At 61.4% G+C, this 23,540-nt stretch carries 21 protein-coding genes; 9 read left to right on the forward strand and 12 right to left on the reverse strand.

What is annotated here, in order from left to right:
* The first annotated feature begins 108 nt into the window (after positions 1-108).
* Complete coding sequence (locus tag ABVQ20_RS08470) at positions 109-882, forward strand: NAD kinase (RefSeq protein WP_354459061.1); 774 nt, start codon at positions 109-111, stop codon at positions 880-882.
* Positions 883-1,074: 192 nt separating this feature from the next.
* Complete coding sequence (locus ABVQ20_RS08475; protein ID WP_354459062.1) at positions 1,075-2,655, forward strand: DEAD/DEAH box helicase; 1,581 nt, start codon at positions 1,075-1,077, stop codon at positions 2,653-2,655.
* A gap of 73 nt (positions 2,656-2,728) precedes the next feature.
* Here the strand turns inward: ABVQ20_RS08475 and ABVQ20_RS08480 are convergent, their stop codons facing one another.
* From ABVQ20_RS08480 to ABVQ20_RS08510, 7 genes are all read right to left on the reverse strand, one after another.
* Positions 2,729-3,379 (reverse strand): YiaD family glycine zipper/OmpA-like lipoprotein, encoded by a 651-nt coding sequence (locus ABVQ20_RS08480; RefSeq protein ID WP_354459063.1) that lies wholly within the window; start codon positions 3,377-3,379, stop codon positions 2,729-2,731.
* 167 nt (positions 3,380-3,546) lie between these two features.
* On the reverse strand, positions 3,547-3,915 hold the full coding sequence (locus ABVQ20_RS08485; protein ID WP_354459064.1) for a GFA family protein: 369 nt from the start codon (positions 3,913-3,915) through the stop codon (positions 3,547-3,549).
* A 294-nt stretch (positions 3,916-4,209) separates the two neighbouring features.
* Positions 4,210-4,587 carry a hypothetical protein gene (locus ABVQ20_RS08490; RefSeq protein WP_354459065.1) on the reverse strand — a complete coding sequence of 126 codons (378 nt, stop codon included), beginning with the start codon at positions 4,585-4,587 and terminating at the stop codon, positions 4,210-4,212.
* Positions 4,588-4,783: 196 nt separating this feature from the next.
* Positions 4,784-5,200 (reverse strand): GFA family protein, encoded by a 417-nt coding sequence (locus ABVQ20_RS08495; protein ID WP_435528412.1) that lies wholly within the window; start codon positions 5,198-5,200, stop codon positions 4,784-4,786.
* An 89-nt stretch (positions 5,201-5,289) separates the two neighbouring features.
* A protein-coding gene (gene prfB, locus ABVQ20_RS08500; protein WP_354459067.1) for a peptide chain release factor 2 occupies positions 5,290-6,421 on the reverse strand; the annotation gives its coding sequence in 2 pieces (ribosomal slippage) (positions 5,290-6,354 and positions 6,356-6,421; 1,131 coding nt in all).
* Between the two features lie 121 nt (positions 6,422-6,542).
* The gene (locus tag ABVQ20_RS08505) at positions 6,543-8,999 is read right to left on the reverse strand and encodes a penicillin-binding protein 1A (protein ID WP_354459068.1); all 2,457 of its coding nucleotides are present in this window, start codon (positions 8,997-8,999) and stop codon (positions 6,543-6,545) included.
* A 213-nt stretch (positions 9,000-9,212) separates the two neighbouring features.
* Positions 9,213-10,475, reverse strand: a complete 1,263-nt coding sequence (locus ABVQ20_RS08510; protein WP_354459069.1) for an N-acetylmuramoyl-L-alanine amidase — start codon at positions 10,473-10,475, stop codon at positions 9,213-9,215.
* Between the two features lie 653 nt (positions 10,476-11,128).
* Between ABVQ20_RS08510 and ABVQ20_RS08515 the strand changes: the two genes are divergently transcribed.
* Positions 11,129-14,065: an Rne/Rng family ribonuclease gene (locus tag ABVQ20_RS08515; protein ID WP_354459070.1), complete on the forward strand. Its 2,937-nt coding sequence runs from the start codon at positions 11,129-11,131 to the stop codon at positions 14,063-14,065.
* 102 nt (positions 14,066-14,167) lie between these two features.
* Here ABVQ20_RS08515 and ABVQ20_RS08520 read toward each other — a convergent pair whose 3' ends face one another.
* Both ABVQ20_RS08520 and ABVQ20_RS08525 read right to left on the reverse strand, forming a co-directional pair.
* Positions 14,168-15,097, reverse strand: coding sequence for a glutaminase (locus ABVQ20_RS08520; protein WP_354459071.1), 930 nt, complete (start codon positions 15,095-15,097; stop codon positions 14,168-14,170).
* A gap of 3 nt (positions 15,098-15,100) precedes the next feature.
* Complete coding sequence (locus ABVQ20_RS08525) at positions 15,101-16,249, reverse strand: pyridoxal phosphate-dependent aminotransferase (RefSeq protein ID WP_354459072.1); 1,149 nt, start codon at positions 16,247-16,249, stop codon at positions 15,101-15,103.
* 216 nt (positions 16,250-16,465) lie between these two features.
* Here ABVQ20_RS08525 and ABVQ20_RS08530 point away from each other — a divergent pair, with 216 nt between their 5' ends.
* The 6 genes from ABVQ20_RS08530 (at position 16,466) to aat (ending at position 21,774) form a co-directional block, all read left to right on the forward strand.
* On the forward strand, positions 16,466-17,857 hold the full coding sequence (locus tag ABVQ20_RS08530; RefSeq protein WP_354459073.1) for a M48 family metalloprotease: 1,392 nt from the start codon (positions 16,466-16,468) through the stop codon (positions 17,855-17,857).
* Between the two features lie 61 nt (positions 17,858-17,918).
* Positions 17,919-18,722: a DsbA family protein gene (locus ABVQ20_RS08535; RefSeq protein WP_354459074.1), complete on the forward strand. Its 804-nt coding sequence runs from the start codon at positions 17,919-17,921 to the stop codon at positions 18,720-18,722.
* Between the two features lie 148 nt (positions 18,723-18,870).
* Positions 18,871-19,305, forward strand: a complete 435-nt coding sequence (gene aroQ / locus ABVQ20_RS08540) for a type II 3-dehydroquinate dehydratase (RefSeq protein WP_354459075.1) — start codon at positions 18,871-18,873, stop codon at positions 19,303-19,305.
* Between the two features lie 26 nt (positions 19,306-19,331).
* Positions 19,332-19,790: an acetyl-CoA carboxylase biotin carboxyl carrier protein gene (gene accB / locus ABVQ20_RS08545; protein WP_354459076.1), complete on the forward strand. Its 459-nt coding sequence runs from the start codon at positions 19,332-19,334 to the stop codon at positions 19,788-19,790.
* Positions 19,791-19,800: 10 nt separating this feature from the next.
* The gene (gene accC / locus ABVQ20_RS08550) at positions 19,801-21,144 is read left to right on the forward strand and encodes an acetyl-CoA carboxylase biotin carboxylase subunit (RefSeq protein ID WP_354459077.1); all 1,344 of its coding nucleotides are present in this window, start codon (positions 19,801-19,803) and stop codon (positions 21,142-21,144) included.
* 12 nt (positions 21,145-21,156) lie between these two features.
* Positions 21,157-21,774 (forward strand): leucyl/phenylalanyl-tRNA--protein transferase, encoded by a 618-nt coding sequence (gene aat, locus ABVQ20_RS08555; protein ID WP_354459078.1) that lies wholly within the window; start codon positions 21,157-21,159, stop codon positions 21,772-21,774.
* 11 nt (positions 21,775-21,785) lie between these two features.
* On the opposite strand, the gene ABVQ20_RS08560 is transcribed toward aat, so the two are convergent.
* From ABVQ20_RS08560 to ABVQ20_RS08570, 3 genes are all read right to left on the reverse strand, one after another.
* Positions 21,786-22,172, reverse strand: a complete 387-nt coding sequence (locus ABVQ20_RS08560; protein WP_354459079.1) for a hypothetical protein — start codon at positions 22,170-22,172, stop codon at positions 21,786-21,788.
* Between the two features lie 72 nt (positions 22,173-22,244).
* On the reverse strand, positions 22,245-22,835 hold the full coding sequence (locus ABVQ20_RS08565; protein WP_354459080.1) for a DUF2155 domain-containing protein: 591 nt from the start codon (positions 22,833-22,835) through the stop codon (positions 22,245-22,247).
* Between the two features lie 116 nt (positions 22,836-22,951).
* Positions 22,952-23,350, reverse strand: a complete 399-nt coding sequence (locus tag ABVQ20_RS08570; RefSeq protein ID WP_354459081.1) for an NADH:ubiquinone oxidoreductase subunit NDUFA12 — start codon at positions 23,348-23,350, stop codon at positions 22,952-22,954.
* Positions 23,351-23,540: the final 190 nt, after the last annotated feature.

Genomic DNA, 23,540 nt, shown 5'->3' on the forward strand with positions numbered 1-23,540 from the left:
GGCGTCTTTACCGTGCGTCACAGGACAGCGTCTCCCTTTGCAGACGTGCCTCGCCCATGTTAACCCGGCGCTGGCGCGACCCAGGCAACCGGTCGCCATCCGGGAGCCATGAGCAAAGCCGCCAGCCGTTTCGCCTTCGTCTCGTCCGATACAGCCGATGCCAAGGCAGCGCGGGAAAGCCTGTCGGCGCGCTACGGCGAGACGTCCGTCGAGGAGGCCGGCGTCATCGTCGCGTTGGGAGGCGACGGCTTTCTGTTGCAGACCTTGCGCGACACGATGGGCACTGACAAGAAGGTCTACGGCATGAACCGTGGCACCATCGGCTTCCTCATGAACGAATATCGCAGCGGCGGCTTGGCGGAGCGTATCGCGGCCGCCGTCGCCGAAACGATCCGTCCATTGGAGATGCTGGCGGTGACATCCGAGGGCGAAACGATCTCGGCGCTGGCGATCAACGAGGTCGCGCTGTGGCGCCAATCATACCAGACGGCAAAGATCCGCATCACGGTGGACGAGCAGGTGCGGCTTGAGGAGCTGAGCTGCGACGGCGTCATGATCGCGACGCCCGCCGGCTCCACTGCCTACAACCTTTCGGCGCACGGGCCGATCCTGCCGCTCGATGCGCCATTGCTGGCACTCACCCCGGTCAGCCCGTTTCGTCCGCGCCGTTGGCGTGGTGCCTTGCTTTCCAACAAGGCGACCGTGCGCTTTGACATTCTGGAGCCGGAAAAGCGGCCGGTAAATGCCGCCGCCGATCACACGGAGGTCAAGGCCGTGACCTCGGTAACGGTGCGGGAATCGCCTATGGCGACGGCTACGCTGCTGTTCGACCCCAACCATTCGTGGAACGAGCGCATTCTTGCCGAGCAGTTCCGCTATTGAGCCGGCATAGCGAAAGGCATATGTGTTATGCATTGCGATTAAGGTTACGATTTCACAATCGTGCCAATCCTGCCCGTTTCTGTTGACAAATCGCGGGCTTGCGCCTATTCGCAATACCAATCTTGCAGGCGCGTGGCGCTTGCCGCGACGGATGCCGTTGCGCTTCCCCGAACCAGCCAAAGACAACAACACTTGTCCTCAGACACCACGACCGCTCAAGAAGCGTTGACCTTCGCAGACCTCGGCCTATCGCCGAAGGTCCTTTCCGCAGTCACCGATGCCGGCTACACCGAGCCGACGCCGATCCAGGCTGGCGCCATACCGCATGCGCTGCTCGGCAAGGATGTGCTGGGCATCGCCCAGACCGGAACCGGCAAGACAGCCTCGTTCGTGCTGCCGATGCTCACCCGGCTGGAAAAGGGCCGTGCCCGCGCACGCATGCCGCGCACGCTGATCCTCGAGCCGACGCGCGAGCTTGCCGCCCAGGTCGAAGAGAACTTCGTCAAATACGGCAAGAACCATAAGCTCAACATCGCCCTGCTGATCGGCGGCGTGTCCTTCGACGAGCAGGACAAGAAGCTGGAGCGCGGTGCCGACGTGCTGATCGCGACGCCCGGTCGCCTGCTTGACCACCGCGAACGCGGCAAGCTCTTGCTCAACGGCGTCGAGATCCTTGTCATCGACGAAGCCGACCGCATGCTCGACATGGGCTTCATTCCCGATATCGAGCGCATCTGCGAGATGATCCCGTTCACAAGGCAGACCTTGTTCTTCTCGGCGACGATGCCGCCGGAAATCACAAAGCTCACCGAGAAATTCCTGCACGCGCCGGTGCGCGTCGAGGTTTCGAAAGCCGCGTCCGCCGCCACCAATATTACACAACGGCTGGTCAAATCCGGTTCGAAGCCTTGGGACAAGCGCGAGACGCTGCGCAACCTGATCAGGGCGGAAGACGCGGAACTGAAGAATGCGATCATCTTCTGCAACCGCAAGATCGAAGTGTCGGAACTGTTCCGCTCGCTGCTGAAATATGATTTCGACGCGGGCGCGCTGCATGGGGACATGGACCAGCGCGCGCGCATGCAGATGCTGGCCAATTTCCGCGACGGCAAGCTTCGCTATCTGGTTGCCTCGGACGTCGCCGCGCGCGGCCTCGACATCCCAGACGTCAGCCATGTCTTCAACTACGACGTGCCGATCCATGCCGAGGATTACGTCCACCGCATCGGCCGCACAGGCCGAGCCGGACGTTCGGGCAAGTCCTTCACCATCGCGACCAAGTCGGACACGAAATACATCGACGCCATCGAGCGGCTGATCGGCACCAAGATCGAGTGGCATGACGGCGACTTGTCCACGGTGGTGGCAAGCGAGGGCGAAGATGAAGCCCCGCGTCGTGGCAAAGGCGCGCCGCGTCGCGCCGGCCGAAAGGACGACAGCAAGGACAGAGGCGAACGCAAGCCACGCGACCGTCACGCCAAGCGCAGCGAAGAGGTGGCCCCGGAGGCTGTCCGTGACGAGCAACCGGTCGTCGCCGAAGCCGCCGTCGCGGACATCGGCGAGCGGCGCGCGCGCAAGGAATCGATCCGCTCGGAGAATACCGAACGGAAGGTTTCGTCGGATCGTAACGAACAACGCGCGCCGGAGCGTGGCGACACCAGGCCGCAGCGTGACAACAACCGCCCTGCCCGCCACCGTCAGGAAGACAATGACGGCACTGTCGGCTTCGGCGACGACATGCCAGCCTTCATGCGGATTGTCGCCAAGGTCTGAGCGCGGTCAGGTTTTCAGCAGCCAAACGAAAACGGCCCCTCTCGGGGCCGTTTTGTATTGGATGCCGCCCTGCTCAGGTAAGCGGCGACAGCTGGATCTCGACGCGGCGATTCTGCGCGCGGCCTTCGGCGGTGGCATTGGACGCAACCGGGCGAGTCTTGCCAAAGCCGGTGACAGCGAAGCGGCGCTGATCGACGCCCTGACCGGACAGATAGTTGGCGACCGCCAAGGCGCGGCGCTGCGACAGGTCGAAATTATGCTGGTCGCCACCGGTCGAATCCGTATGGCCGAAAACGTCAACGGTGGTCTGGCGGAACTTCTTCAAAACCAGGGCGACGGAGTTCAGCGTCTGATAGAAGCCCGGCTTCACAGCGTCTTGGTCGACGTTGAAGGTAATGTCGGACGGCATGTTCAGGATGATCTGGTCGCCACTGCGGGTGACGCTGACGCCAGTGCCCTGAAGTTGCCTGCGCAGTTCGGCTTCGTTCTGGTCCATGGTGGCGCCGATGGCGCCGCCGGCGAGCGCGCCGATGCCCGCGCCAATCAGCGCATTACGGCGATCATTGCCGCCAGCGAGCAGGCCAAGGCTCGCACCCGCTAGCGCGCCAAGGCCGGCGCCGGCAGCGGTGTTGGAGATCTTCTGATCTCCGGTGTACGGGTCGGTGGTGGTGCAAGCGCTCACAAGTACAGCCGTCGCCACAACGGCGAGCACAGTCTTTTTCATAGGATCGTCCCTCTCAAAACGCGGTCGCTTGCGACGCGCCAAATCAGCCCTTCCAACGCCTTGTAACATGAAATACGGCGAAAAACGGAACGGGAAAAGCAACAGCCGTGGCTTCCCCGACCGGAAATCCATTTGCGGCCCGATCGACGTCAATCCGTCTGAAGCGGCTACCAGAGATTCCTGCCGTCGATGACGACGACTTCGACCTTGTCGAGATCGAAATCGTCCAGCAGGCGCGAATTCACGCTGATCTTCGGATTGTCAAAATCCGCCTCTCCTGTCGACCAGTCCGGTGTTTCGGTGAAGGTGCCGCAGCCGCAGGTGGCGCAAAAACCGTGTTTTACGGCTCTCGAACCCCATTGATAGAAGGAGACATTCTTGGGCGGGCTGGTGAGCTTGAACTGCGACGGCGTGTAGTAGGCCCACAAGGAGCCGCGCTTCGAACAGAAGGAGCATGTGCATTGCGTGACGGTCTGCGGCGCTTGCGAAACCTCGAATGTGGTCGCCCTGCAGTGGCAACTTGCCTTGATGATCATGATCGGGTTCCTCACAATTGCCCGCCGCCGGTGGGCAAGGGCAACATAAAGAGGTGCTCCTGACAACTGTCTGTCAGCAAACTCTGTTCGCTCACCGCGTTCGCGCATGATCCAAAACCCATAGGTTCATGCCCGGTCAGGGCGTCCATTACGCTCAGTGGGCGCACTGCAAGCCGGTAGCGCGCCTCGTCTAAGGCGCGTCGCGTCGAAACGGATTCATGCGACGCGCTTTAGATCTTTTGTTTTCATGCATGTCGTTCTCCCAAAGCCGAGGTCACTTTTGGGCAACATGCCTTAGAAGGAAGACGGCGGCACGAACAGGCAGATGGTCTTGCCGGCATCAAGCCCGGCTTGATGCGCACACCAGTGAAATTCGCCGTCGGGCGAATTCTTGACCCGCTTGTCACTGTAGGCAACCACCTCTCCCGTATCCTTGATGACATAGCCGTCGGGGCGCTCGCTGATCGATGTCTGCGGCACTTCGTGGCAATCGTAGTTCGCACAGCAGGCGAACGGATAACTCCAGCCTTGTGGCATCGCGGCGGTTGGCTTTGCGTCATGCGCGGAGGCAGTTGGCGTGAGCAGTGCGATCGCGCCCATTGCGAGCAGGAAAAACAGGCGTCGGCCAGCCGGTTGAACGGCTTTGGCCGGTCGAATTGTGGCAGCAGACATGACACGTTCCTTTCAAACGAGTTTCAAGCGTTTCGCTTGCCCGTTCCCGGAACGTGTCTTCCCAGTGGCCAGATCGTCAGCTCGCAGATATGCCGCGCCCGGCCATAAATGCTTTTGCCCTCACCCGCATGGTGAGCCGATTGATGAGTCGACGCAAGAGATCGCGGTCACCACGCTTGCCTGTGAATGGATCAGCCTATGTTGCGTGTTCTTCAAACTGAGGGAGATCGTCGGTGATTGTGAACCACGGCGCCTTGGAGCCGACAAAGATGTGCATGGTCGGCCGGATTGTCGGACCGTCGACGAGCGTTCCCATGGTAACGTGAGCGAAAGCACCCTCACGCACAACCGAATAGAGCAGCGATCCGCACAGCTTGCAGTGGGTATCGTGGTTGGCGCTTTCGTCGCCAAAGATCATGAGATCGCGACCGCCATCGGTGAGGTCGAGCTTGGCGCGTTCGATGCCGGCAAATGGCTTGAAGGCCGAACCGGTCGAGCGCCGGCGATTCGAGCAATGGCAATTGGCGGCATAGACGAACTCGTCAGCCACTGCGTAGCGGACCGCGCCGCACAGGCATTTGCCGGCAAGCTTGCGGCCGGTTGTTGTTTGCAGCTTCGCCACCGGCTGATCCTCCCCGAAGCTCGGCTTGAGAGGGTGCATGGGGGCTCAGCTCAAGCCAAGCCCCCTGAGCTTGACAGTCCCTAGTCCAGATCGGCCACGGCTTCGCCGGCGCCGCCCTCGATGCGCTGCGACAACGAGGCTTCCATGAAGTCATCGAGGTCGCCGTCGAGCACGCTCGATGGGCTGGTGCTCTCGACGCCCGTCCGCAGATCCTTCACCAGCTGATAGGGTTGCAAAACGTAGGACCGTATCTGGTGGCCCCAGCCGATATCGCTCTTCGACGCCTCCGTGGCATTCGCCACCGCCTCGCGCTTCTTCAGCTCTTCTTCGTAGAGCCGAGAGCGCAGCATTTCCCAGGCCTTGGCCTTGTTCTTGTGCTGCGAGCGCTCAGCCTGGCAAGCCACCGCGATGCCGGTGGCAAGATGGGTTATGCGAACGGCCGAATCGGTGGTGTTGACGTGCTGGCCGCCGGAGCCTGACGAACGATAGGTATCGATGCGCACGTCCGATTCGGACACATCGATTTCGATCGTGTCGTCGATGACCGGATAGACCCAGATGCTGGCGAAGGACGTGTGCCGGCGCGCATTGCTGTCATAGGGCGAAATGCGCACAAGACGATGGACACCGGACTCGGTCTTCAGCCAGCCGTAGGCATTGTGGCCCTTGATCAGCAGCGTGGCGGACTTGATCCCGGCTTCTTCGCCGTCATGCACTTCCAGCACCTCGACCTTGAAGCGGCGGCGCTCGGCCCAGCGCGTGTACATACGCAGCAGCATCGAGGCCCAGTCCTGGCTCTCCGTGCCGCCGGCGCCGGCGTGGACTTCGAGATAGGTATCGTTGGCGTCGGCCTCGCCCGACAGCAGGGTCTCGATCTGGCGGGCTTTTGCTTCGCCACGCATCGAACGGATCGCGGCTTCCGCCTCCGCTACGATACCCTCGTCGCCTTCTTCCTCGCCAAGCTCGATCAGGCCGATATTGTCTTCCAGCGCCTGGGTGAAGCCCTTGACCGCCGCGATGCCATCTTCGAGGCCCTGGCGTTCGCGCATCAGCTTCTGCGCCTCCTGCGGCTCGTTCCAGAGGCTAGCATCCTCGGCACGGACATTGAGGTATTCAAGCCGCTTTATGGCCTGATCCCAGTCAAAGATGCCTCCTCAGCAGGGTTATCGCCTGCCTGATTTCGTCGACAATATTCTGCGTTTCCGCGCGCATGGGCTGCTGTTCTGTCCTGTTGGAGAATGATGCCTTGATCGGCGCGATACATAGGCATGGCACCGGCGCCTGTAAAGCGAAATGGGCCGGCTGGCGCCGGCCCATCGAAACGCATTTCAGGTCAATAAAGGCCGCCGCCGCCGTCCTGGATGGCCTGATTGGCCTGGGGTGACAGCGCGCCACCCGTCGCATTGGAGCCATCGGCGCCCATGCCGATAACCCAATAGCTGTCGGCGGGTCCAGTACCCGGCTTGAAGGCTTCGATGATGGTGCCGGGGTCGCCCGCGGTCGCACGCATGCCGGTCTTGTGGTTGATGGCGATCAGCTTCATGCCGTCGGGAACCTGGAAGTCTACATTGGGTGTGCCGTCGAGCGCCACGCGCATGAAGTCCTTGAAGATCGGGGCGGCGAGACCACCGCCGGTGGCGCCATGGCCGAGGCCACGCGGCGTGTCATAGCCCATGTAGAGCCCGACAACGAGGTTCGGCGTGTAGCCGATGAACCAGGCGTCCTTCTCGTCGTTGGTCGTTCCGGTCTTGCCGGCAATATGACGGCCGAGTTCGCCGATCGTGGCGCCGGTACCGCGCTGCACCACGCCTTCCATCATCGAGGTGATCTGGTAGGCAGTCATCGGGTCGAGCACCTGCTCGGAATTGTCGACGAGTTCCGGCTCGGGCTGGTTATGCCATTCGGTCGCGTTGCAGCCTTCGCAGCCGCGTTCGTCCTGCTTGAACACGGTCTTGCCGTAACGGTCCTGGATACGATCGATCAGCGACGGTTTGATCGATTTGCCGCCATTGGCCATGATCGAATAGGCCGACACCATGCGCATGACGGTCGTCTCGCCGGAGCCCAGCGCCATCGGCAAATAGGGCGCCAGATGATCGTAGACGCCGAAACGTTCGGCATATTCGACGACAAGCTTCATGCCCATGTCGTTGGCGAGCCGCACCGTCATCAGGTTGCGCGATTTTTCGATACCGGACCGCAAGGTCGCCGGACCAGCCACCGTGCCGTCATAGTTCTTCGGCGTCCACGTCGTGTTGCCGCTCTGGATGGTGATCGGTCCATCCATGATCACCGAAGCTGGCGTATAGCCATTGTCGAGCGCGGCCGAATAGACGATCGGCTTGAACGACGAGCCAGGCTGACGCATGGCCTGGGTGGCGCGGTTGAATTCCGACTGAGCATAGGAGAAGCCGCCGACCATCGCCAGCACACGACCGGTATGCGGATCCATGGCGATCAGGCCACCTTCCACTTCCGGAATCTGGCGCAGGCTGTAGATACCGTCGGCGCCATCGTTCTTCTGCACGAAGATGACGTCGCCCGGCTTCAGCACCTCCGCCGGCGACTTGGCCTTGACGGTCTTGCCGTCGACCACATGGCGCATGGCAAACCCCATGTCGTCCTTGCTGACCGTGCCTGTGACGCGTTCCTTGACGATCTCGCCGGAGGCCTGCCGGGTCGGTTGAAGGCCGATGGACAGGCCGGTCGCGGAGCTCTCCAGCACCACGGCGAGCGACCATTCCGGCACGTCCTCCAATCCCTTCACGTTGCCCAGCGGCACGCCCCAGTCACTGGAAACATCAATCTTCGTCACCGGCCCGCGATAACCACGCAACGTATCGTATTTTAGCAACCCGTTCTGCATCGACTTGCGGGCAATGATCTGGATCTTTGGATCAAGCGTCGTACGGACGGAAAGTCCGCCTTCGTAAAGCGCATTCTCGCCGTAGCGCGAGATGATCTGGCGGCGCACCTCCTCGGTGAAATACTCGCCGGCGAACAGATATGTGCCAGTGCGGCGAGGCGTAACGCCAAGCGGAGAGGCCTTGGCCTTCTCGCCTTCGTCATGCGCGACATAGCCATTCGCGACCATCTGGTCGATGACCCAATTGCGGCGTTCGAGCGCACGGTCGGCATGCTTGAAGGGGTTGTAGTTAGCGGGGCCTTTCGGCAGCGAGGCCAGATAGGCGGCCTCCGCGACGGTCAACTCATTTACCGACTTGTCGAAATAGGTGAGTGCGGCACCCGCGACACCATAGGCGCCGAAGCCGAAGAAGATTTCATTGAGATAGAGTTCGAGAATGCGATCCTTCGAATAGGCCTGCTCGATACGGAAGGCCAGGATCATCTCCTTGATCTTGCGCTCATAGGTCTGATCCGACGACAGCAGGAAGTTCTTCGCCACCTGCTGGGTGATCGTCGAAGCGCCAACCTGCCGCCGGCCAGAGCCGAAATTCTGCAGGTTGACGATAACGGCGCGGCCAAGACCGGTAATGTCAATGCCGGGATGATTGTAGAAATTCTTGTCTTCGGCGGACATGAACGCTGCCTTGACGCGATCCGGAATGGCCTGGATCGGCAGATACAGGCGCCGCTCGCGTGCGTATTCGGCCATCAGCGATCCATCCGATGCGTGGATGCGCGTCGTCACCGGCGGCTCGTACTTGGCCAGAACCTCGTAGTCAGGCAGATCCTTCGACAGATGGCTGATATACAGCGCCAAGCCCGCCGCGACCAAAAGGGCCAGCGTCGTGCCGATGCCGAAGAAATAGCCAATAAGACGAATCATGCCCGCTCCAGTCCTTGGTTCGGGATTTTCCTAAACGAAGCCGCCTTTCGCGCAAGCTTTCCAGACGGTCCCAATCCGTAATGGAAAACCCATGTCGCGACCATGTGGACAAAATACGGCAATCGCCAATTTCGGTCCGGAATGCCGAAAATAAAAGCAACAGGTGTTGTCGCCGTACAACGCTGCCTGTGGTTGTGGGCAGCGCCGGGCATCTCACCCTCCAGCTCTATTTTCGGCCTTCGCCGCGGCAAACAAGGCGACGGCATTGGTTATGCTCTGTGCCGCCTTGCCTCTCCAGTCGGCATCCAGCAACTGGGCTTCGTCCTTTGCGTTGGACAGGTATCCGAGCTCGACCAGAACCGAGGGAACGTCCGGCGCTTTCAACACCCTGAAGCCCGCGGAACGCTGCGGGTTGTTGATCAGCCCGACGCTGGTCGAAAGCTGGCCGACCAGCGTGTGGGCAAAACTCATCGAAAAACTGTGGGTCTCGCGACGGATCAGGTCGATCAGGATATCCGTCACCTCCTTGTTGTCGTCCTTGATCTCCATCCCGGCGAACTGATCCGACAGGTTCTCGCGATCGGCGAGCGCCTGCGCCTGCGGATCGGACGCCTTGTCGGATACGGTGTAGACGGTGGCGCCGCGAATACCCTTGACGCTGATGGTGTCGGCATGGATCGAAATCAGCAGGTCGGCTTCGTGCTGACGGGCAATGCGGACGCGGTCGTCCAACCGAAGAAACTCGTCCGTGTCCCGTGTCATGAACACATTGTAGTTACCGGTCGCGGCGAGCTTGTCGCGCAACTCGGTGGCGAAGGCCAGCGTGACGTTCTTTTCGATCGTACCGTTAAGCCCTTCAGCGCCGCCGTCGACACCACCATGGCCGGGATCGATGACGACAGTGAAGCGATGGCCCGCGGTGGTCGTCGGGCCTTTTCCGACCCTCTCGCCCTTGTCGGCCGACACGGTCGAGCCGGTGGTCAACGTCTGATTGGCCAGGGCTTCGTCGAACTCTCGCTCGGATGCCGCCGACATTTCGATGGCCAGCCGATAGCCGCTGCCATCATCATTCTTGAGCACATCGAGCTTGTCGACAGCAAACGGCCCCTTGCCGGTCAGGATCAACCGCGACACGCCCTCACCCAGATCACCAAGACGGACAGCCTTGACCAGGCCGCGCGCCTTCAGATCCTTGGCGTCGAGAGCGAATTTCGTGTTCTGGAGATCGACGACCAGGCGGTTCGGACCGCGCAGCAGGAACCATTTCGGATTGGGCTCCCGGTCGAAATTCATGACGATGCGCATCTTGGTGGCATCGCCCGCCATCTTGTATCCAGTCGCTTTCAGCGGTGCATCGGCCGCCTGCGAAACAGCCGAGAAGGCCAGCCACAACGACACCACCACCAAGGCAAAGATAATGCGCGAGACGTAGCCTCCGACACGACGACCCTTGTCTGCGAAGTCAGCCAGTCCCATCTCTTTCCAGTCGCTCCCGGTTTGGCGTCATGCGCCGGGTCTGTATCGTCGAAGTGCCGGTTACGCCGCGAACTCGATTAACGATTGGTATCCAGAGAAGGTTAACCAAGCCTTTTCACGCATGATCGAAGCCTGGCTTCCGTTACGGAACTGCTTTTTGCCGGCATCGGAAATCGGGGTTGCCTTCCACCCCGCCAAATCATAAAAGCGATGGTGGATCACTGCAATCCTGGAACCGCTCTCCTCCGCAGCTTACTGCTACAGGTCAGATGAAAGGCGGCTCCTTTCGCTTCACGCGAAAAGGCTTCAGGTGATCGCGACGAATTTCGTAGGCGTGCTCCCGTGGCGGGGGAATCGCTTGCGTGAGGAAAACGGCCGGGATCGTCCCGTGCCGGCTCTGTATGAGCAAACAAGCTGGTCCGGTTTTTCCCGGGCTTTGGTTCAAAAGGTTCTGCTGGTTACGATGGCTTCAAGCGCAATCATGGAAAGGTCCGCATCAAACCGCGCCATTGTGGCAGCGGGCGGCACCGCCATGGCGCTCAAGCGGCGGCCGGCGGACATTCAATTATCCGGCACCCAGAATCAACCAGACCCACAGCAGCGGGCTTTGCCCCGCAAGCTGAGGCTGACGGCTGCCGGGGGGAAACGAAATAATGCCCAACAAAATGCTGATAGACGCCTCCCACCCGGAGGAAACACGAGTTGTCGTCGTTCGCGGTAACCGTATCGAAGAATTCGACTTTGAATCACAAGACAAGAAGCAGCTCAAAGGAAACATCTACCTCGCCCGCGTAACGCGCGTCGAACCCTCCCTCCAGGCAGCCTTTGTCGAATATGGCGGCAACCGTCACGGGTTCCTCGCCTTCAGTGAAATACATCCTGACTATTATCAGATCCCGGTCGCGGATCGTCAGGCCCTGCTGCGCGCTGAAGCGCAGGAAGCCGAAGACGAGGAAGCCGAAGACGGCGACGGCGAAGACCACCAGAGCCGCGATCGCGGCCGGCGCGGACGCCGCCGTGGCGGCAAGAGTCGTGAGCGCGGCGAGCACAAGCGCGACGCGGGCGCCACCGATTCCAACGAAAACGGCGAAAACAACGACGCCGGCGAGGAGGCCATTTCGGAAGAGGCCCACGCCGCTTCCGATAATGCGGACACCCCGTCCGAGACATCAACACATGACGACGATGCCGCCGATCGCGGTGAGACCGAGAAGTCTGGAGACGGAACCACGTCCATCGCGGCGGCTGTCGACACGGATGTGATCTCCGAAGCCGTCCCGCATTCGGAACAGAACGGCGAAGCCACCTCCACCGACAATGATCGCGGCATGCTGGAGGAGGTTCAGTCCTCGCATCCGGACGACCACGAGATCGAATCGGTCGGCGCCGAGGACGCGCTGGAAGAAGTACGCAACCGCCGCAAGCCGGTGCGCCGCCAGTACAAGATCCAGGAAGTGATCAAGCGCAGGCAGATCCTGCTGGTGCAGGTCGTCAAGGAAGAGCGTGGCAACAAGGGTGCGGCGCTCACCACTTATCTGTCGCTCGCCGGCCGCTATTCGGTGCTGATGCCGAACACGGCGCGCGGCGGCGGTATTTCGCGCAAGATCACCAATGCGCAGGACCGCAAGCGGCTGAAGGAAGTCGTTGCCGACCTCGAAGTGCCGCAGGGCATGGGCGTCATCCTGCGCACGGCCGGCGAAAGCCGCACCAAGGCCGAGATCAAGCGGGACTATGAATATCTGATGCGGCTGTGGGAGAACGTGCGCAATCTCACGCTTCAATCCAGCGCCCCAGCCCTCGTCTATGAGGAAGGCAGCCTGATCAAGCGCTCGGTGCGCGACCTCTACAACAAGGATATCGACGAGATTCTCGTCTCCGGCGAGGAAGGCTATCGCGAGGCCAAGGACTTCATGCGCATGCTGATGCCGAGCCACGCCAAGGTGGTTCAGCCGTTCCGCGACACGACGCCGATCTTCGTGCGCAACGGCATCGAGGCGCAGCTTGACCGCATGCTGCAGCCGCAGGTGACGCTGAAAAGCGGCGGCTACATCATCATCAATCAGACCGAAGCGCTGGTCGCCATCGACGTTAATTCGGGCCGTTCCACCAAGGAACACTCGATCGAGGACACGGCACTTCACACCAATCTGGAAGCGGCCGAGGAAGTCGCCCGTCAGCTCCGGCTACGCGATCTTGCCGGCCTGATCGTCATCGACTTCATCGACATGGAGGAGAACCGCAACAACCGCTCCGTCGAGAAGCGGCTGAAGGATCACCTCAAGAACGACCGTGCCCGCATCCAGGTCGGCCGTATCTCGCATTTCGGCCTGATGGAGATGTCGCGCCAGCGCATTCGCGCCAGCGTGCTGGAATCGACCATGAAGCCGTGCCCGCATTGCGGCGGCACGGGTCATGTGCGGTCTGATTCTTCCGTAGCCCTCATGGTGGTGCGGGCGATCGAGGAATTCCTGCTCAAGGATTCACGCAGCCACATCACAGTGCGGACGCCGGCAGCGACCGCACTCTACGTTCTCAACCACAAGCGCGGCACGCTGGTGGAACTCGAAAGCCGCTTTGGCTTGACCATTACTGTCGAAGCGGATGACAGCGTCGGGGCCCAGCACTACGCGATCTTCCGCGGCGCGCTTGCCGAGAAGCCGGAAGGCTTCGTCGAGGCGCGCAGCCTTCCGGCCTATGTCGAGCCGGAGGAGCCCGAGGACGAAATCGTCATCGAGGAGGAGGAAGACGAGGCTCCGGCGCAGGCCGAGCAGCAGCCGCGCCACACTCAACAGCCGCAGCAGCCGCAGCAGCCAAGATCCGGCGAGGATGGCGAAGGCCGCGACCGCAAGCGCCGCAAGCGTCGCAGGCGTCGTGGTGGCAAGGATCGCGACCGCGAGCACGGGGCACCGATGGAAGGTGAATCCATTTCGGCGCCGACGGATGGCGTTTCCGATACCGCAAGCGATGAGAGCATCGAACAGGCGGAATCGGACGACGAGGCACAGGTGGGCGTCACTGAAGCCGTGGAAGCCTCGGATGACGGTCAGGGCAAGAAACGCCGGCGCGGAAAGCGCGGCGGCAAGCGCAACCGTCGCGAAGATGGCGAAGGCGATGCCGATGCCAACACTGGTGAAACGGCGGAGGCTTCGGAAGGCGATGTCTCCGTGGACACCGTCTCCGAAATCGAGGTAGTCGCAAACGAAGCGGTGGTCGCCGTACCCGTCGTTGAAGAGCCGGTGGCGCTTGCGCCGGCCAACGATGACGCGCCGGTCACCGAGAAGCCGAAGAAGCCGCGCCGCGCCGCCAAGCCGAAGAAGGCAGCAGCGGAAGTCGTGGCAGAACCGGCGCCTGTGATCGAGACTGCACCCGAAACGCCGGTCGAGGTCGCGGCTTCGGCGGTGGAAGAAACGCCGGCAACGCCAGCCGAGGAGTCCGCTGCAAAGGCGCCCCGCGCTTCGCGCCGCAAGCCAGCGGCGGTCGACGCTCCGGTGGTGCCGGTGGTGTCGTCGACGGTTGACGAACCGGCCGCCGAAAAGACCGAAGAGAAGCCGAAGCGCGCCGGCTGGTGGCAGCGGAAAGGCTTTTTCTAAGCCTTTCAATCGCTTGCACTGATTGTTTGACAGAAAGAATCCCGCGCCATCAAAGGATGGCGCGGGATTTTCCTATTTGGGCCTGTGGGTCGACAGCCGTCTCTATGGCGCGAAGATCGACCAGTTCATCATCTTCGCCAGCCTCTCCAGCGCGATCGATCCCAGCTTGGAGTTGCCGTTGGCGTTGAGGCCGGGCGACCATACGGCGAGCGAAGCCACGCCCGGCACGATCCCCAATATGCCACCGCCGACACCGCTCTTGCCGGGAATGCCGACGCGAAAGGCAAAATCGCCGGAGCCATCATAGTGGCCGCAGGTCAGCATCATGGCGCCAATGCGCCGCGCGCGTTCTGCCGAGACCACCGAATGTCCAGTAGCTGGGTTCTTGCCCCCATTGGCGAGAAACCGGCCGGCCATGGCCAGTTGCCGGCAACTCATGGCGATGGCGCAATGATGGAAGTAGACGCCCAACGCCAGATCGGGCTGGTGATGGAGATTGCCAAAGGATTTCATGTAATTCGCGAGCGCGAAGTTGCGGTAACCGGTGGCGCGTTCGGACGCGGCGACTTCGCGGTCGATGATGATCGTCTCGTCATCGGCCAGGAACTGGATGAAGCGCAGGATCTCGCCAATCGCCTCGCGCGGCTGGTGACCCGCGAGCAGAATGTCGGAAATGACGATGGCGCCGGCATTGATAAACGGATTGCGGGGAATGCCGTTCTCGTGCTCGAGCTGGACAATCGAATTGAACGGATTGCCCGATGGTTCGCGCCCCACCCGCTTCCACAGTGCGTCGCCGACATTGCCGAGCGCCAGCGTCAGCGTAAAGACTTTCGAGATGCTCTGGATCGAGAAGGGCTGGTCGGCATCGCCGGCCATGAACACGCGACCGTCATTGGTGACGGCGGCAATGCCGAACTTCCTTGGATCGACCTTGCCGAGTTGCGGAATGTAGCTGGCGACCTCGCCGCGATCGGTCCGCTCCGCCATTTCAACGGCGACCTCGGCCAAGGCCTGTTCGAGTTCCGGCATGGATTACCTCAACCAACGCTCGATGCGCGTCATAGCCTCGACCATGTCGTCATGGCTACCGGCATAGGAGAAGCGCATGGTTCTATGTCCTTGCAACGGATCGAAGTCGCGTCCGGGCGTCGCCGCGACATGCGCCTCCGCCAGCATTCTTCGCGCGAAAGCCATACTGTCATTGGTGTGCCTGGTGACGTCGCAGAAAGCATAGAACGCGCCATCCATCGGCGCCGCCAGCGCGAAGCCGAGTTCCGGCAGGCGTTTCATCAGCAGTTCACGATTCCCCGCGTAGCGTGCCTTCACGGCCTCCAGTTCGCGTGTCGCCTTGAAGGCTTCGATCGCCGCGATCTGCGACAGTTCCGGAGGCGAGATGTAAAGGCTCTGCGCGATGCGCTCGACCGGCCGTACCAGTTCTTCGGGAAGGACCATCCAACCGATCCGCCAGCCTGTCATGCAATAATACTTGGAGAAGGAGTTTATCACCGTCACATCCGCGCCATGGCCGAGCGCCGTCGTATCGGGCGCGGCATAGGCCAGCCGGTGATAGATCTCGTCGGAGATCACGGCGATGCCCAGTTCATTTGCCGTCTGCACAAGCGCCGACAATTCATCGGCTGGAATCACCGCGCCGGTCGGGTTGGCCGGGCTGGCGAACAAGACGCCCTTCAACGGCTTTTCGTGATGTGCGGTCCTCAGATGATCAGCATGAAGATAAGCGGCGCCATCGAGTTCGATCTCGACAACGTCGATGCCGAGCGCGGCCATGATGTTGCGATAGGCGGGATAGCCGGGAGCGGCGATGGCGACGCGGTCGCCGAGATCAAACATGGCGAGGAATGCCAGGTTGAAGGCAGCCGATGATCCGGTGGTGACGGCTACCCGGCCAGGCGAGATATCAAGCCCGTAATGGTCGCCGTAGTGCTCGGCGATTGCCTTGCGCAGGACCGTGAGACCGAGTGTGTCGGTATAGCCGATTCTGCCATCCTCAAGCGCCTTCGCGGCTGCCGCGCGTACCAGTACCGGCGCCGGGTCCGAAGGTTGGCCAACAGCCATCGATATGACCGGCACGCCCGTGGCCTTCAGCCGGTTGGCCTCGGCCAGAATATCCATGGCATGGAACGGCTCGACCTCGCCGCGGCGCGAAAGCGAAACAACCATTTGACCTCGTATCCTTGCCAGTCCGGCGAACCCGGAATTCGCATTACATTCAGGCATCGCGGCCGGAGAATCCTGACCATGCGCCGCACTGGCCGCCCGTGCAAAGTTGGGCAGCCACGCCGCACAAATGCCCGATTGATATGGGGATCACAAGTTCAGTAAGTTTTCGGTGCCGACTTTTCATCTTTCGCCCGCTCGTCTACCAGTGGACTTGTCATGTTGAGCCGACCCAAATTAGCGATCGCCAAAGCAGCGCGCGTCTTCGCGACGCTTTCGCTTGCCGCCGCCGTTGCGGTGGCCGGCACGCTCAATGCCTTTGCGCAAAATGTGCCGGTTATTCGCGATGCCGAGATCGAGGCGCTGGTGCGTGACTATGCGCGGCCGATCTTCAAGGCGGCCGGCCTTGCCAATGACGGCATCGATATCGTGCTGGTCAACGACAGGAGCTTCAACGCTTTCGTTACCGGGCGCCGCATGTTCATCAACACCGGCGCGCTGATGGCGGCCGAAACGCCAAACGAGATCATCGGCGTCATCGCCCATGAGGCCGGCCACATCGCTGGCGGCCATCAGCTGAAGCTGCGCGAACAGCTCGAACGCGCCAAGACGATGGCCATCATCGCAACGCTGCTTGGCGCCGGCGCGATCGTCGCCGGCGCGACCACCAACAACCGGGGCCTTGCCGGCGCCGGCATGGGGGTGGCTGCCGGCGGTGGCGAAATGGCGCAGCGGAGCATTCTGGCCTATCAGCGCGGCGAAGAAGTCACGGCCGACCGTTCGGCGATCACCTACCTTAACGCCACCGGCCAATCCGGCATGGGCATGTTGAAGACATTCGCCCGCTTCCAGAGCGCGCTCTCGTTGTCGGGCACGCAGATCGATCCCTACCGGATCAGCCATCCGATGCCGCAGGAACGTATCGCCAACCTCGAAGTGCTGGTGAAGCAGAGCCCCTATGTCGACAAGATCGACCCGCCCGCGCTGCAGCAGCGGCACGACATGATGCGCGTCAAGATCGCCGTCTATATGGAAGGTCAAGCCGCCCTGTCGCGGCTGGTACGCAAGATGCCGGGCAGCCTGGCGGCGCAATATGGCGATGCGCAGGCGACCTACCTCTACGGCAATCTGGGGGCAGCGCTGGTTAAGACCAACGCCCTGATCAAGGCACAACCGAAGAACCCCTATTTCCAGGAGTTGCGCGGCGACATCCTGATGAAGGCAAACAACCCGAAGGATGCCGCGGAAGCCTATGCCAAGGCGGTCAGTCTCGACTCGGCGCGGTCCGGACTGCTGCCCGTCTCCTATGGTCAGGCGCTTATGGCCATCGGAACGCCTGATTCCCTGAAGAAGGCGGTGGCGCAGATCAACAATGGTCTCGGCCGCGACAAGGAAAACGCCGACGGATACCGTTATCTGGCGCAGGCCTATGGCGAGCTTGGCAATGTCTCGGCGGCCGAACTTGCGACCGCCGAAGGACATTTCTATTCCGGCAACTACAAGGATGCTAAAATCTTCGCGATGCGAGCGCAGAAGACCCTCAAGCGCGGCGAGCCAGGCTGGATCCGTGCACAGGACATCATAAACTACACGCCACCAGGCAAAATCTAGTGAACCATCCGGCGATGCGCGACGACAAACTGGACCGGAACAGGCAAAAGGATAGACGATCATGAACAAGGCAGTTCTGCTGGGCACCACCGGAGCAGCGGTAGCACTCGCCATGCTGGCTGTCGGTTTCGTGGCTGGAAATCCTCAGATGGCAAAGGCGGGCACCACGCAGTCCGTTCAGACAGCAGCGGCTGACACCAAGATCGACCGCACCGAGGTCGAGGGTATTATCCGCGACTATCTGTTGAAGAACCCGGAAGTGCTTCTCGAAGTCCAGGATGCGCTCGAGGCAAAGCAGAAAGAAGAGCAGCGCATCGCTCATCTCGGCGTGATCAATAGCGCCAAGGACCAGATCTTCAATTCCAGCTTCGACGGCGTCGTTGGCAATCCCAATGGCAAGGTCACCATTGTAGAGTTCTATGACTACAATTGCGGCTTCTGCAAGCGCGCTATCGACGACATGAAGGCGCTGACCAAGACCGATCCGGACTTGCGGTTCGTGCTGAAGGAATTCCCGATCCTCGGGCCGGATTCACAGAAGGCGAGCGTCGTCTCGATGGCCTTTCACCTGATGATGCCGGAGAAATACGGCGCGTTCCACAGCGCACTGCTCGGTGGCCAGGGACGCGCCACTGAAGCCGCGGCGATAAAGGTTGCGCTTTCGCTCGGCGCCGACGAAGCCACGCTGCGCGAGAAGATGAAGGACCCGACGATCCCCGAGGCCATCTCCAAAACCTACGACCTCGCCAACAAGCTGGCCATCACCGGAACGCCGTCCTATGTGGTCGGCAACGAGGTGGTGTTCGGGGCGCTCGGACAGGAAGTGCTGGCGGAAAAGATCGAGGCGGCGAAAGCCGCACTCTGATTGGTTGCGAATTTTTCCTCACGGCCACATTTCCGCCTGTTGTGGACAGTGAAAGAACGTACTTGCGCTCTTTTCGCAGGCGTCTATGCCCATTATAGAGGGTCCGGCGCGCCGGCTTGACGCCGGCGACGGGAAAGGTCGGCATTTTTTGAAAACGGTTTTCGTCCTGAATGGCCCCAACCTCAACGCGCTCGGCAAGCGCGAACCGGGGATCTATGGCGGCAAGACGCTTGCCGCTATCGCCGACGACTGCAGGGAAGCGGGTGCAACGCTTGGGCTCGAAATCGATTTCCGCCAGTCGAACCATGAGGGCGACCTCGTCGACTGGATTCAGGAAGCCGGAGACAAGGCCGCTGGCATCGTCATCAACCCAGGCGCCTACAGCCATACCTCCATCGCCATTCACGACGCCATCCGCGCCATTGCGCCTCTGCCTGTCGCTGAAGTCCATCTTTCCAACATCCATGCGCGGGAATCATTCCGCCACGTCTCCATGGTCGCGCCGGTTGCGGTCGGCATGATCTGTGGGTTCGGGCCGCTGGGCTACACGTTGGCGCTGCAAGCGCTGGCCGCACGCCTATGACCGACCAACAAACAGAAGGCTCGAAAATGTCTATAAAGAAGACCGGTGTTGACCAGCAGCTGATCCGCGATCTGGCGGGCATCCTGAACGACACCAACCTCACCGAGATCGAGGTCGAACTGGGTGACCTCAAGGTGCGGGTATCGCGGCAGGCACCTGCCGTCCACGCGATCGCTGCCCCGCAGCCATCCTATGCGCCTGCACAGCCTGTGGCGACCGCTGCCGCTGCCCCGGCGGTGGTCGACGTATCGAAGAACGCGGTGCCCTCGCCGATGGTCGGAACCGCCTATCTGTCACCGTCGCCGGACGCCAAGCCGTTCATCGAGATCGGCCAGCAGGTCAAGGAAGGCCAGACGCTGCTGATCATCGAAGCGATGAAGACGATGAACCAGATACCCTCGCCGCGCGCCGGCACGGTCAAGGCGATCCTGTTCGAGGACGCACAGCCGGTCGAGTACGGCATGCCTCTCGTCGTGATCGAATAGAGCAGGCCGGATGTTTCAGAAAATCCTCATCGCCAACCGCGGCGAAATCGCTCTCAGGGTGCTGCGCGCTTGCAAGGAGCTCGGCATCCAGACCGTCGTGGTGCATTCGACCGCCGACGCCGACGCCATGCATGTCAGGCTTGCCGACGAAAGCGTCTGCATTGGTCCGCCGCCGTCCCGCGACAGCTACCTCAACATCCATCAAATCGTCGCGGCCTGCGAGATCACCGGCGCCGATGCGGTGCATCCCGGCTACGGCTTCCTGTCGGAGAATGCCAAGTTCGCCGATATCCTTGCCGCGCACAACATCACCTTCATCGGTCCATCCGGCGATCATATACGCATCATGGGCGACAAGATCGAGGCCAAGCGCACGGCCAAGCGTCTCGGCATCCCCGTGGTGCCGGGCTCCGATGGCGCGGTTACCGAGGAGAAGGAAGCCAGGCGCATCGCCGCCGAAATCGGCTATCCGGTGATCATCAAGGCGTCAGCCGGCGGCGGCGGGCGCGGCATGAAGGTCGCGCATACCGAAGCTGACCTTGAAGTCGCGCTGCAGACGGCGCGTACGGAAGCAGGCGCGGCGTTCGGCGACGACGCCGTCTACATCGAGAAATATCTCGAAAAGCCACGCCACATCGAAGTGCAAGTGTTCGGCGATGGCTTTGGCCAGGGCGTGCATTTCGGCGAGCGCGACTGTTCGTTGCAGCGCCGCCACCAGAAGGTCTGGGAAGAAGCTCCCTCGCCCGCACTCAATGCGGAAGAACGCGCCCGTATCGGCGGCATCTGCGCCAAGGCGATTGCCGACCTTGGCTATTCGGGCGCCGGCACGATCGAGTTCCTGTACGAGAACGGCGAGTTCTACTTCATCGAGATGAATACACGCCTGCAGGTCGAGCATCCGGTGACGGAAGCGATCACCGGCATCGACCTCGTGCACGAGCAGATCCGCGTCGCCTCCGGTGGCGGCCTTTCGGTCAGGCAGGAAGACATCAAGTTCAACGGCCATGCCATCGAGTGCCGCATCAACGCCGAGGATCCGCGCACATTCACGCCCTCGCCCGGCACGATCACGCATTTCCACACGCCGGGTGGCCTGGGTATCCGCGTCGATTCCGGTGTCTATTCCGGCTACAAGATTCCGCCCTACTATGACAGCCTGATCGGCAAGCTGATCGTGCACGGTCGCAACCGCGTCGAGTGCATGATGCGGCTGAGAAGGGCGCTGGATGAGTTCGTCGTTGACGGCATCAAGACGACGCTGCCGCTGTTTCGCGATCTCGTCGGCAATGCCGATATTGCCAATGGCGACTATGACATCCACTGGCTGGAAAAATACCTGGCCAAAGGCGAATAGCGCGGGGACGCGATGACCCGCCCCTTCGCGCCCGGCTATCGCATCCCCACCGACCTCCTGCTCAAGGCATATGCCTCGGGCGTCTTTCCGATGGCGGAAAGTGCTGGTGACCCGGAAGTATTCTGGGTGCGGCCGGAGACGCGCGGCATCATCCCGCTCGACGGTTTCCACACGCCAAAGAGCTTGAAGAAAACCATCAAGAAGCACCCGTTCGACATCCGTTTCGATTTCGATTTCGAAGCCACGATCGATGGCTGCGCCGAAAGGCGCGAGGAGCGCCGATCAACCTGGATCAATGCGCCGATCCGCGAAGCCTATGTGCAATTGCACCGGATGGGCCATTGCCATTCGGTCGAGGCCTGGCGTGAGGAGCGTCTGGTTGGCGGCCTTTATGGCGTGTCGCTCGGGCGTGTGTTCTTCGGCGAAAGCATGTTCGCCAGGGAAACCGACGCTTCCAAAACCTGCCTTTTCTATCTCGTCGAGCGGTTGAAGGCGCGCGGCTTCGCGCTGCTTGACACGCAGTTCACCACCGAGCACCTGAAACGCTTCGGCGCGGTCGATGTGCCGCGCGGCAAGTATGAAAAGATGCTGGCCGACGCGCTGAAGGGTGAAGCGACCTTTTTTCCGTGATGCCAAGCTGATTAGGTCTTCGCAGCAATCTCCATTGGAGTCTGCGAATGGAACATCATCTTCCAGCCGTTGACGCGATGGACGTAGCCGGTGCTGACCAGGGCCGTGTACGGCTCGCCATTCTCCCGCGTCGCACGGGCTTCGTAGGTCAACATGACGATATCACTGCCAGGCTCCACGATGCCCTTGAGCTCCATCTCGAGATTGCGCCAGCGATTTGGATTTTTGGCGGTTTCGGCAAGTTCCGCGTTGCTCATCGCCTGCGCCATCTGCGGGAACGCGATAAGGCATTCCGTGTCGGCATTGGCGGCATAGAAGGCGGAATTGCCGGTCCAGAACCCTCTTTCGATTTCAAGCAATTCCTTCTTGCTTGCGGTGATCGGCTTGCTGGCTGGCATCGCGGAATCCTCCATGCGCATCTTTGCGCGCTCCGCTAGCCAACGTCTGGCCGGCGTGGCGGTTCCGAAGGATCAGTTGGTGGTGGTATCCTCGCCGGTCGTGTCAGGAACAGCAGCGGGCTTCGGCTTGGAGGCGGCGGGCTTGGCACCACTGGTCTTGCCGGCATCGGCCTTGGCCGCACCAGCCTTTGCCGCATCGGGCGCCGGAACATCCGACTTCTGTTTGCACTCCTTCAGCCAGACGTCATAGACGGCGTGCTCGACGGCGTTGAGGCCTGGACTTTCGGCAAACATCCAGCCGGTGAAGATACGGCGGATTTTCCGGTCGAGCGTGATCTCGTCGACCTCGACAAATGAATCCGTCTTCGGATCCTCGGTCTGCGGCCGCGAATAACAGACACGCGGCGTGACCTGCAAAGCGCCGAACTGCACGGTTTCGTCGATATAGACATCGAAGGTGATGATGCGGCCGGTGATCTTGTCGATGCCGGCGAATTCGGCAACCGGATTGCTGATGCGATCGGAGCCAGAGGGTGCGGCCTGCGTCGGGACGGCGGGTGCTGGCGCCGGCTCAGGCGAAGCAGCCAATGCCGTGCTGCAAGCGGCAAGAGCGGTGGCCGCTGCCATCAGTCCGCGCACAGAGATTCGGCCGAAAATACTCATTCAAGGATACCGGTGGTTGGCGCCCGGGTGATTCTCTCAATCACAAGGCTAGTTGCCGCTGTCAGATCAGCAAGCAGCTAAACGCCAATTGTGGCGATAAAGGACCGAGCTTGCGATTACGAGCCGGGCGTCCAAGCGTCGTAGTCGCCGGTCACTTGCGGACGATGCTGATTGGTCAACACGGAGCCCTTGGGACGATAGGCGGCGGGGCTGCCGGTCAGGTTCGGCTGATGCGGCTTCTGCCAATCGCGCGGCTTGTAGTCATCGCTCGGCGGCGCGACATCGACACGATGATGCATCCAGCCATGCCAGCCTGGCGGAATCATCGAGGCTTCCGAATAGTTGCGGTAAATGACCCAGCGGCGGGTACGGCCTTCCGAATCGATGCCGCCCTCGTAATAGACGTTACCGGTTTCGTCCTGGCCAACCTTTTTGCCATAACGCCAGGTGTGCAAGCGCGTGCCAATGGTCTGGCTGTTCCACCAGGTGAAAAACTGCGTAAGGAAAGTCTTCATCTCGGAGTCCTCGCGCCGGCGGCGCCTGTCTCCTGCTTATGGCGTCAGGTCATCGCGAAGGCAAGGGTTTTGCCATAACGGCCTCGCACAAATGGCCAGCCGGAGAACAGAGTTGCGATCTTACCTTGCGGCAGGAAGGAAGCTTGCCAAGTCCGCCTCGTGTTTCTAAAGCTCGGCGCGCCCAGAGTGG

The organism is Mesorhizobium shangrilense (genome assembly GCF_040537815.1).
GTDB classification, from domain to species: domain Bacteria; phylum Pseudomonadota; class Alphaproteobacteria; order Rhizobiales; family Rhizobiaceae; genus Mesorhizobium; species Mesorhizobium shangrilense.

Coding starts and splice junctions, on each gene's coding strand:
- ABVQ20_RS08565 (WP_354459080.1), bottom strand. CDS start 22,835: ATGAGTATTTTCGGCCGAATCTCTGTGCGCGGACTGATGGCAGCGGCC.
- accC (WP_354459077.1), top strand. CDS start 19,801: ATGTTTCAGAAAATCCTCATCGCCAACCGCGGCGAAATCGCTCTCAGG.
- ABVQ20_RS08525 (WP_354459072.1), bottom strand. CDS start 16,249: ATGGTTGTTTCGCTTTCGCGCCGCGGCGAGGTCGAGCCGTTCCATGCC.
- ABVQ20_RS08560 (WP_354459079.1), bottom strand. CDS start 22,172: ATGCCAGCCAGCAAGCCGATCACCGCAAGCAAGAAGGAATTGCTTGAA.
- ABVQ20_RS08505 (WP_354459068.1), bottom strand. CDS start 8,999: ATGATTCGTCTTATTGGCTATTTCTTCGGCATCGGCACGACGCTGGCC.
- ABVQ20_RS08490 (WP_354459065.1), bottom strand. CDS start 4,587: ATGTCTGCTGCCACAATTCGACCGGCCAAAGCCGTTCAACCGGCTGGC.
- ABVQ20_RS08570 (WP_354459081.1), bottom strand. CDS start 23,350: ATGAAGACTTTCCTTACGCAGTTTTTCACCTGGTGGAACAGCCAGACC.
- accB (WP_354459076.1), top strand. CDS start 19,332: ATGTCTATAAAGAAGACCGGTGTTGACCAGCAGCTGATCCGCGATCTG.
- ABVQ20_RS08515 (WP_354459070.1), top strand. CDS start 11,129: ATGCCCAACAAAATGCTGATAGACGCCTCCCACCCGGAGGAAACACGA.
- ABVQ20_RS08535 (WP_354459074.1), top strand. CDS start 17,919: ATGAACAAGGCAGTTCTGCTGGGCACCACCGGAGCAGCGGTAGCACTC.
- ABVQ20_RS08480 (WP_354459063.1), bottom strand. CDS start 3,379: ATGAAAAAGACTGTGCTCGCCGTTGTGGCGACGGCTGTACTTGTGAGC.
- aat (WP_354459078.1), top strand. CDS start 21,157: ATGACCCGCCCCTTCGCGCCCGGCTATCGCATCCCCACCGACCTCCTG.
- ABVQ20_RS08520 (WP_354459071.1), bottom strand. CDS start 15,097: ATGCCGGAACTCGAACAGGCCTTGGCCGAGGTCGCCGTTGAAATGGCG.
- ABVQ20_RS08510 (WP_354459069.1), bottom strand. CDS start 10,475: ATGGGACTGGCTGACTTCGCAGACAAGGGTCGTCGTGTCGGAGGCTAC.
- ABVQ20_RS08530 (WP_354459073.1), top strand. CDS start 16,466: ATGTTGAGCCGACCCAAATTAGCGATCGCCAAAGCAGCGCGCGTCTTC.
- ABVQ20_RS08470 (WP_354459061.1), top strand. CDS start 109: ATGAGCAAAGCCGCCAGCCGTTTCGCCTTCGTCTCGTCCGATACAGCC.
- ABVQ20_RS08485 (WP_354459064.1), bottom strand. CDS start 3,915: ATGATCATCAAGGCAAGTTGCCACTGCAGGGCGACCACATTCGAGGTT.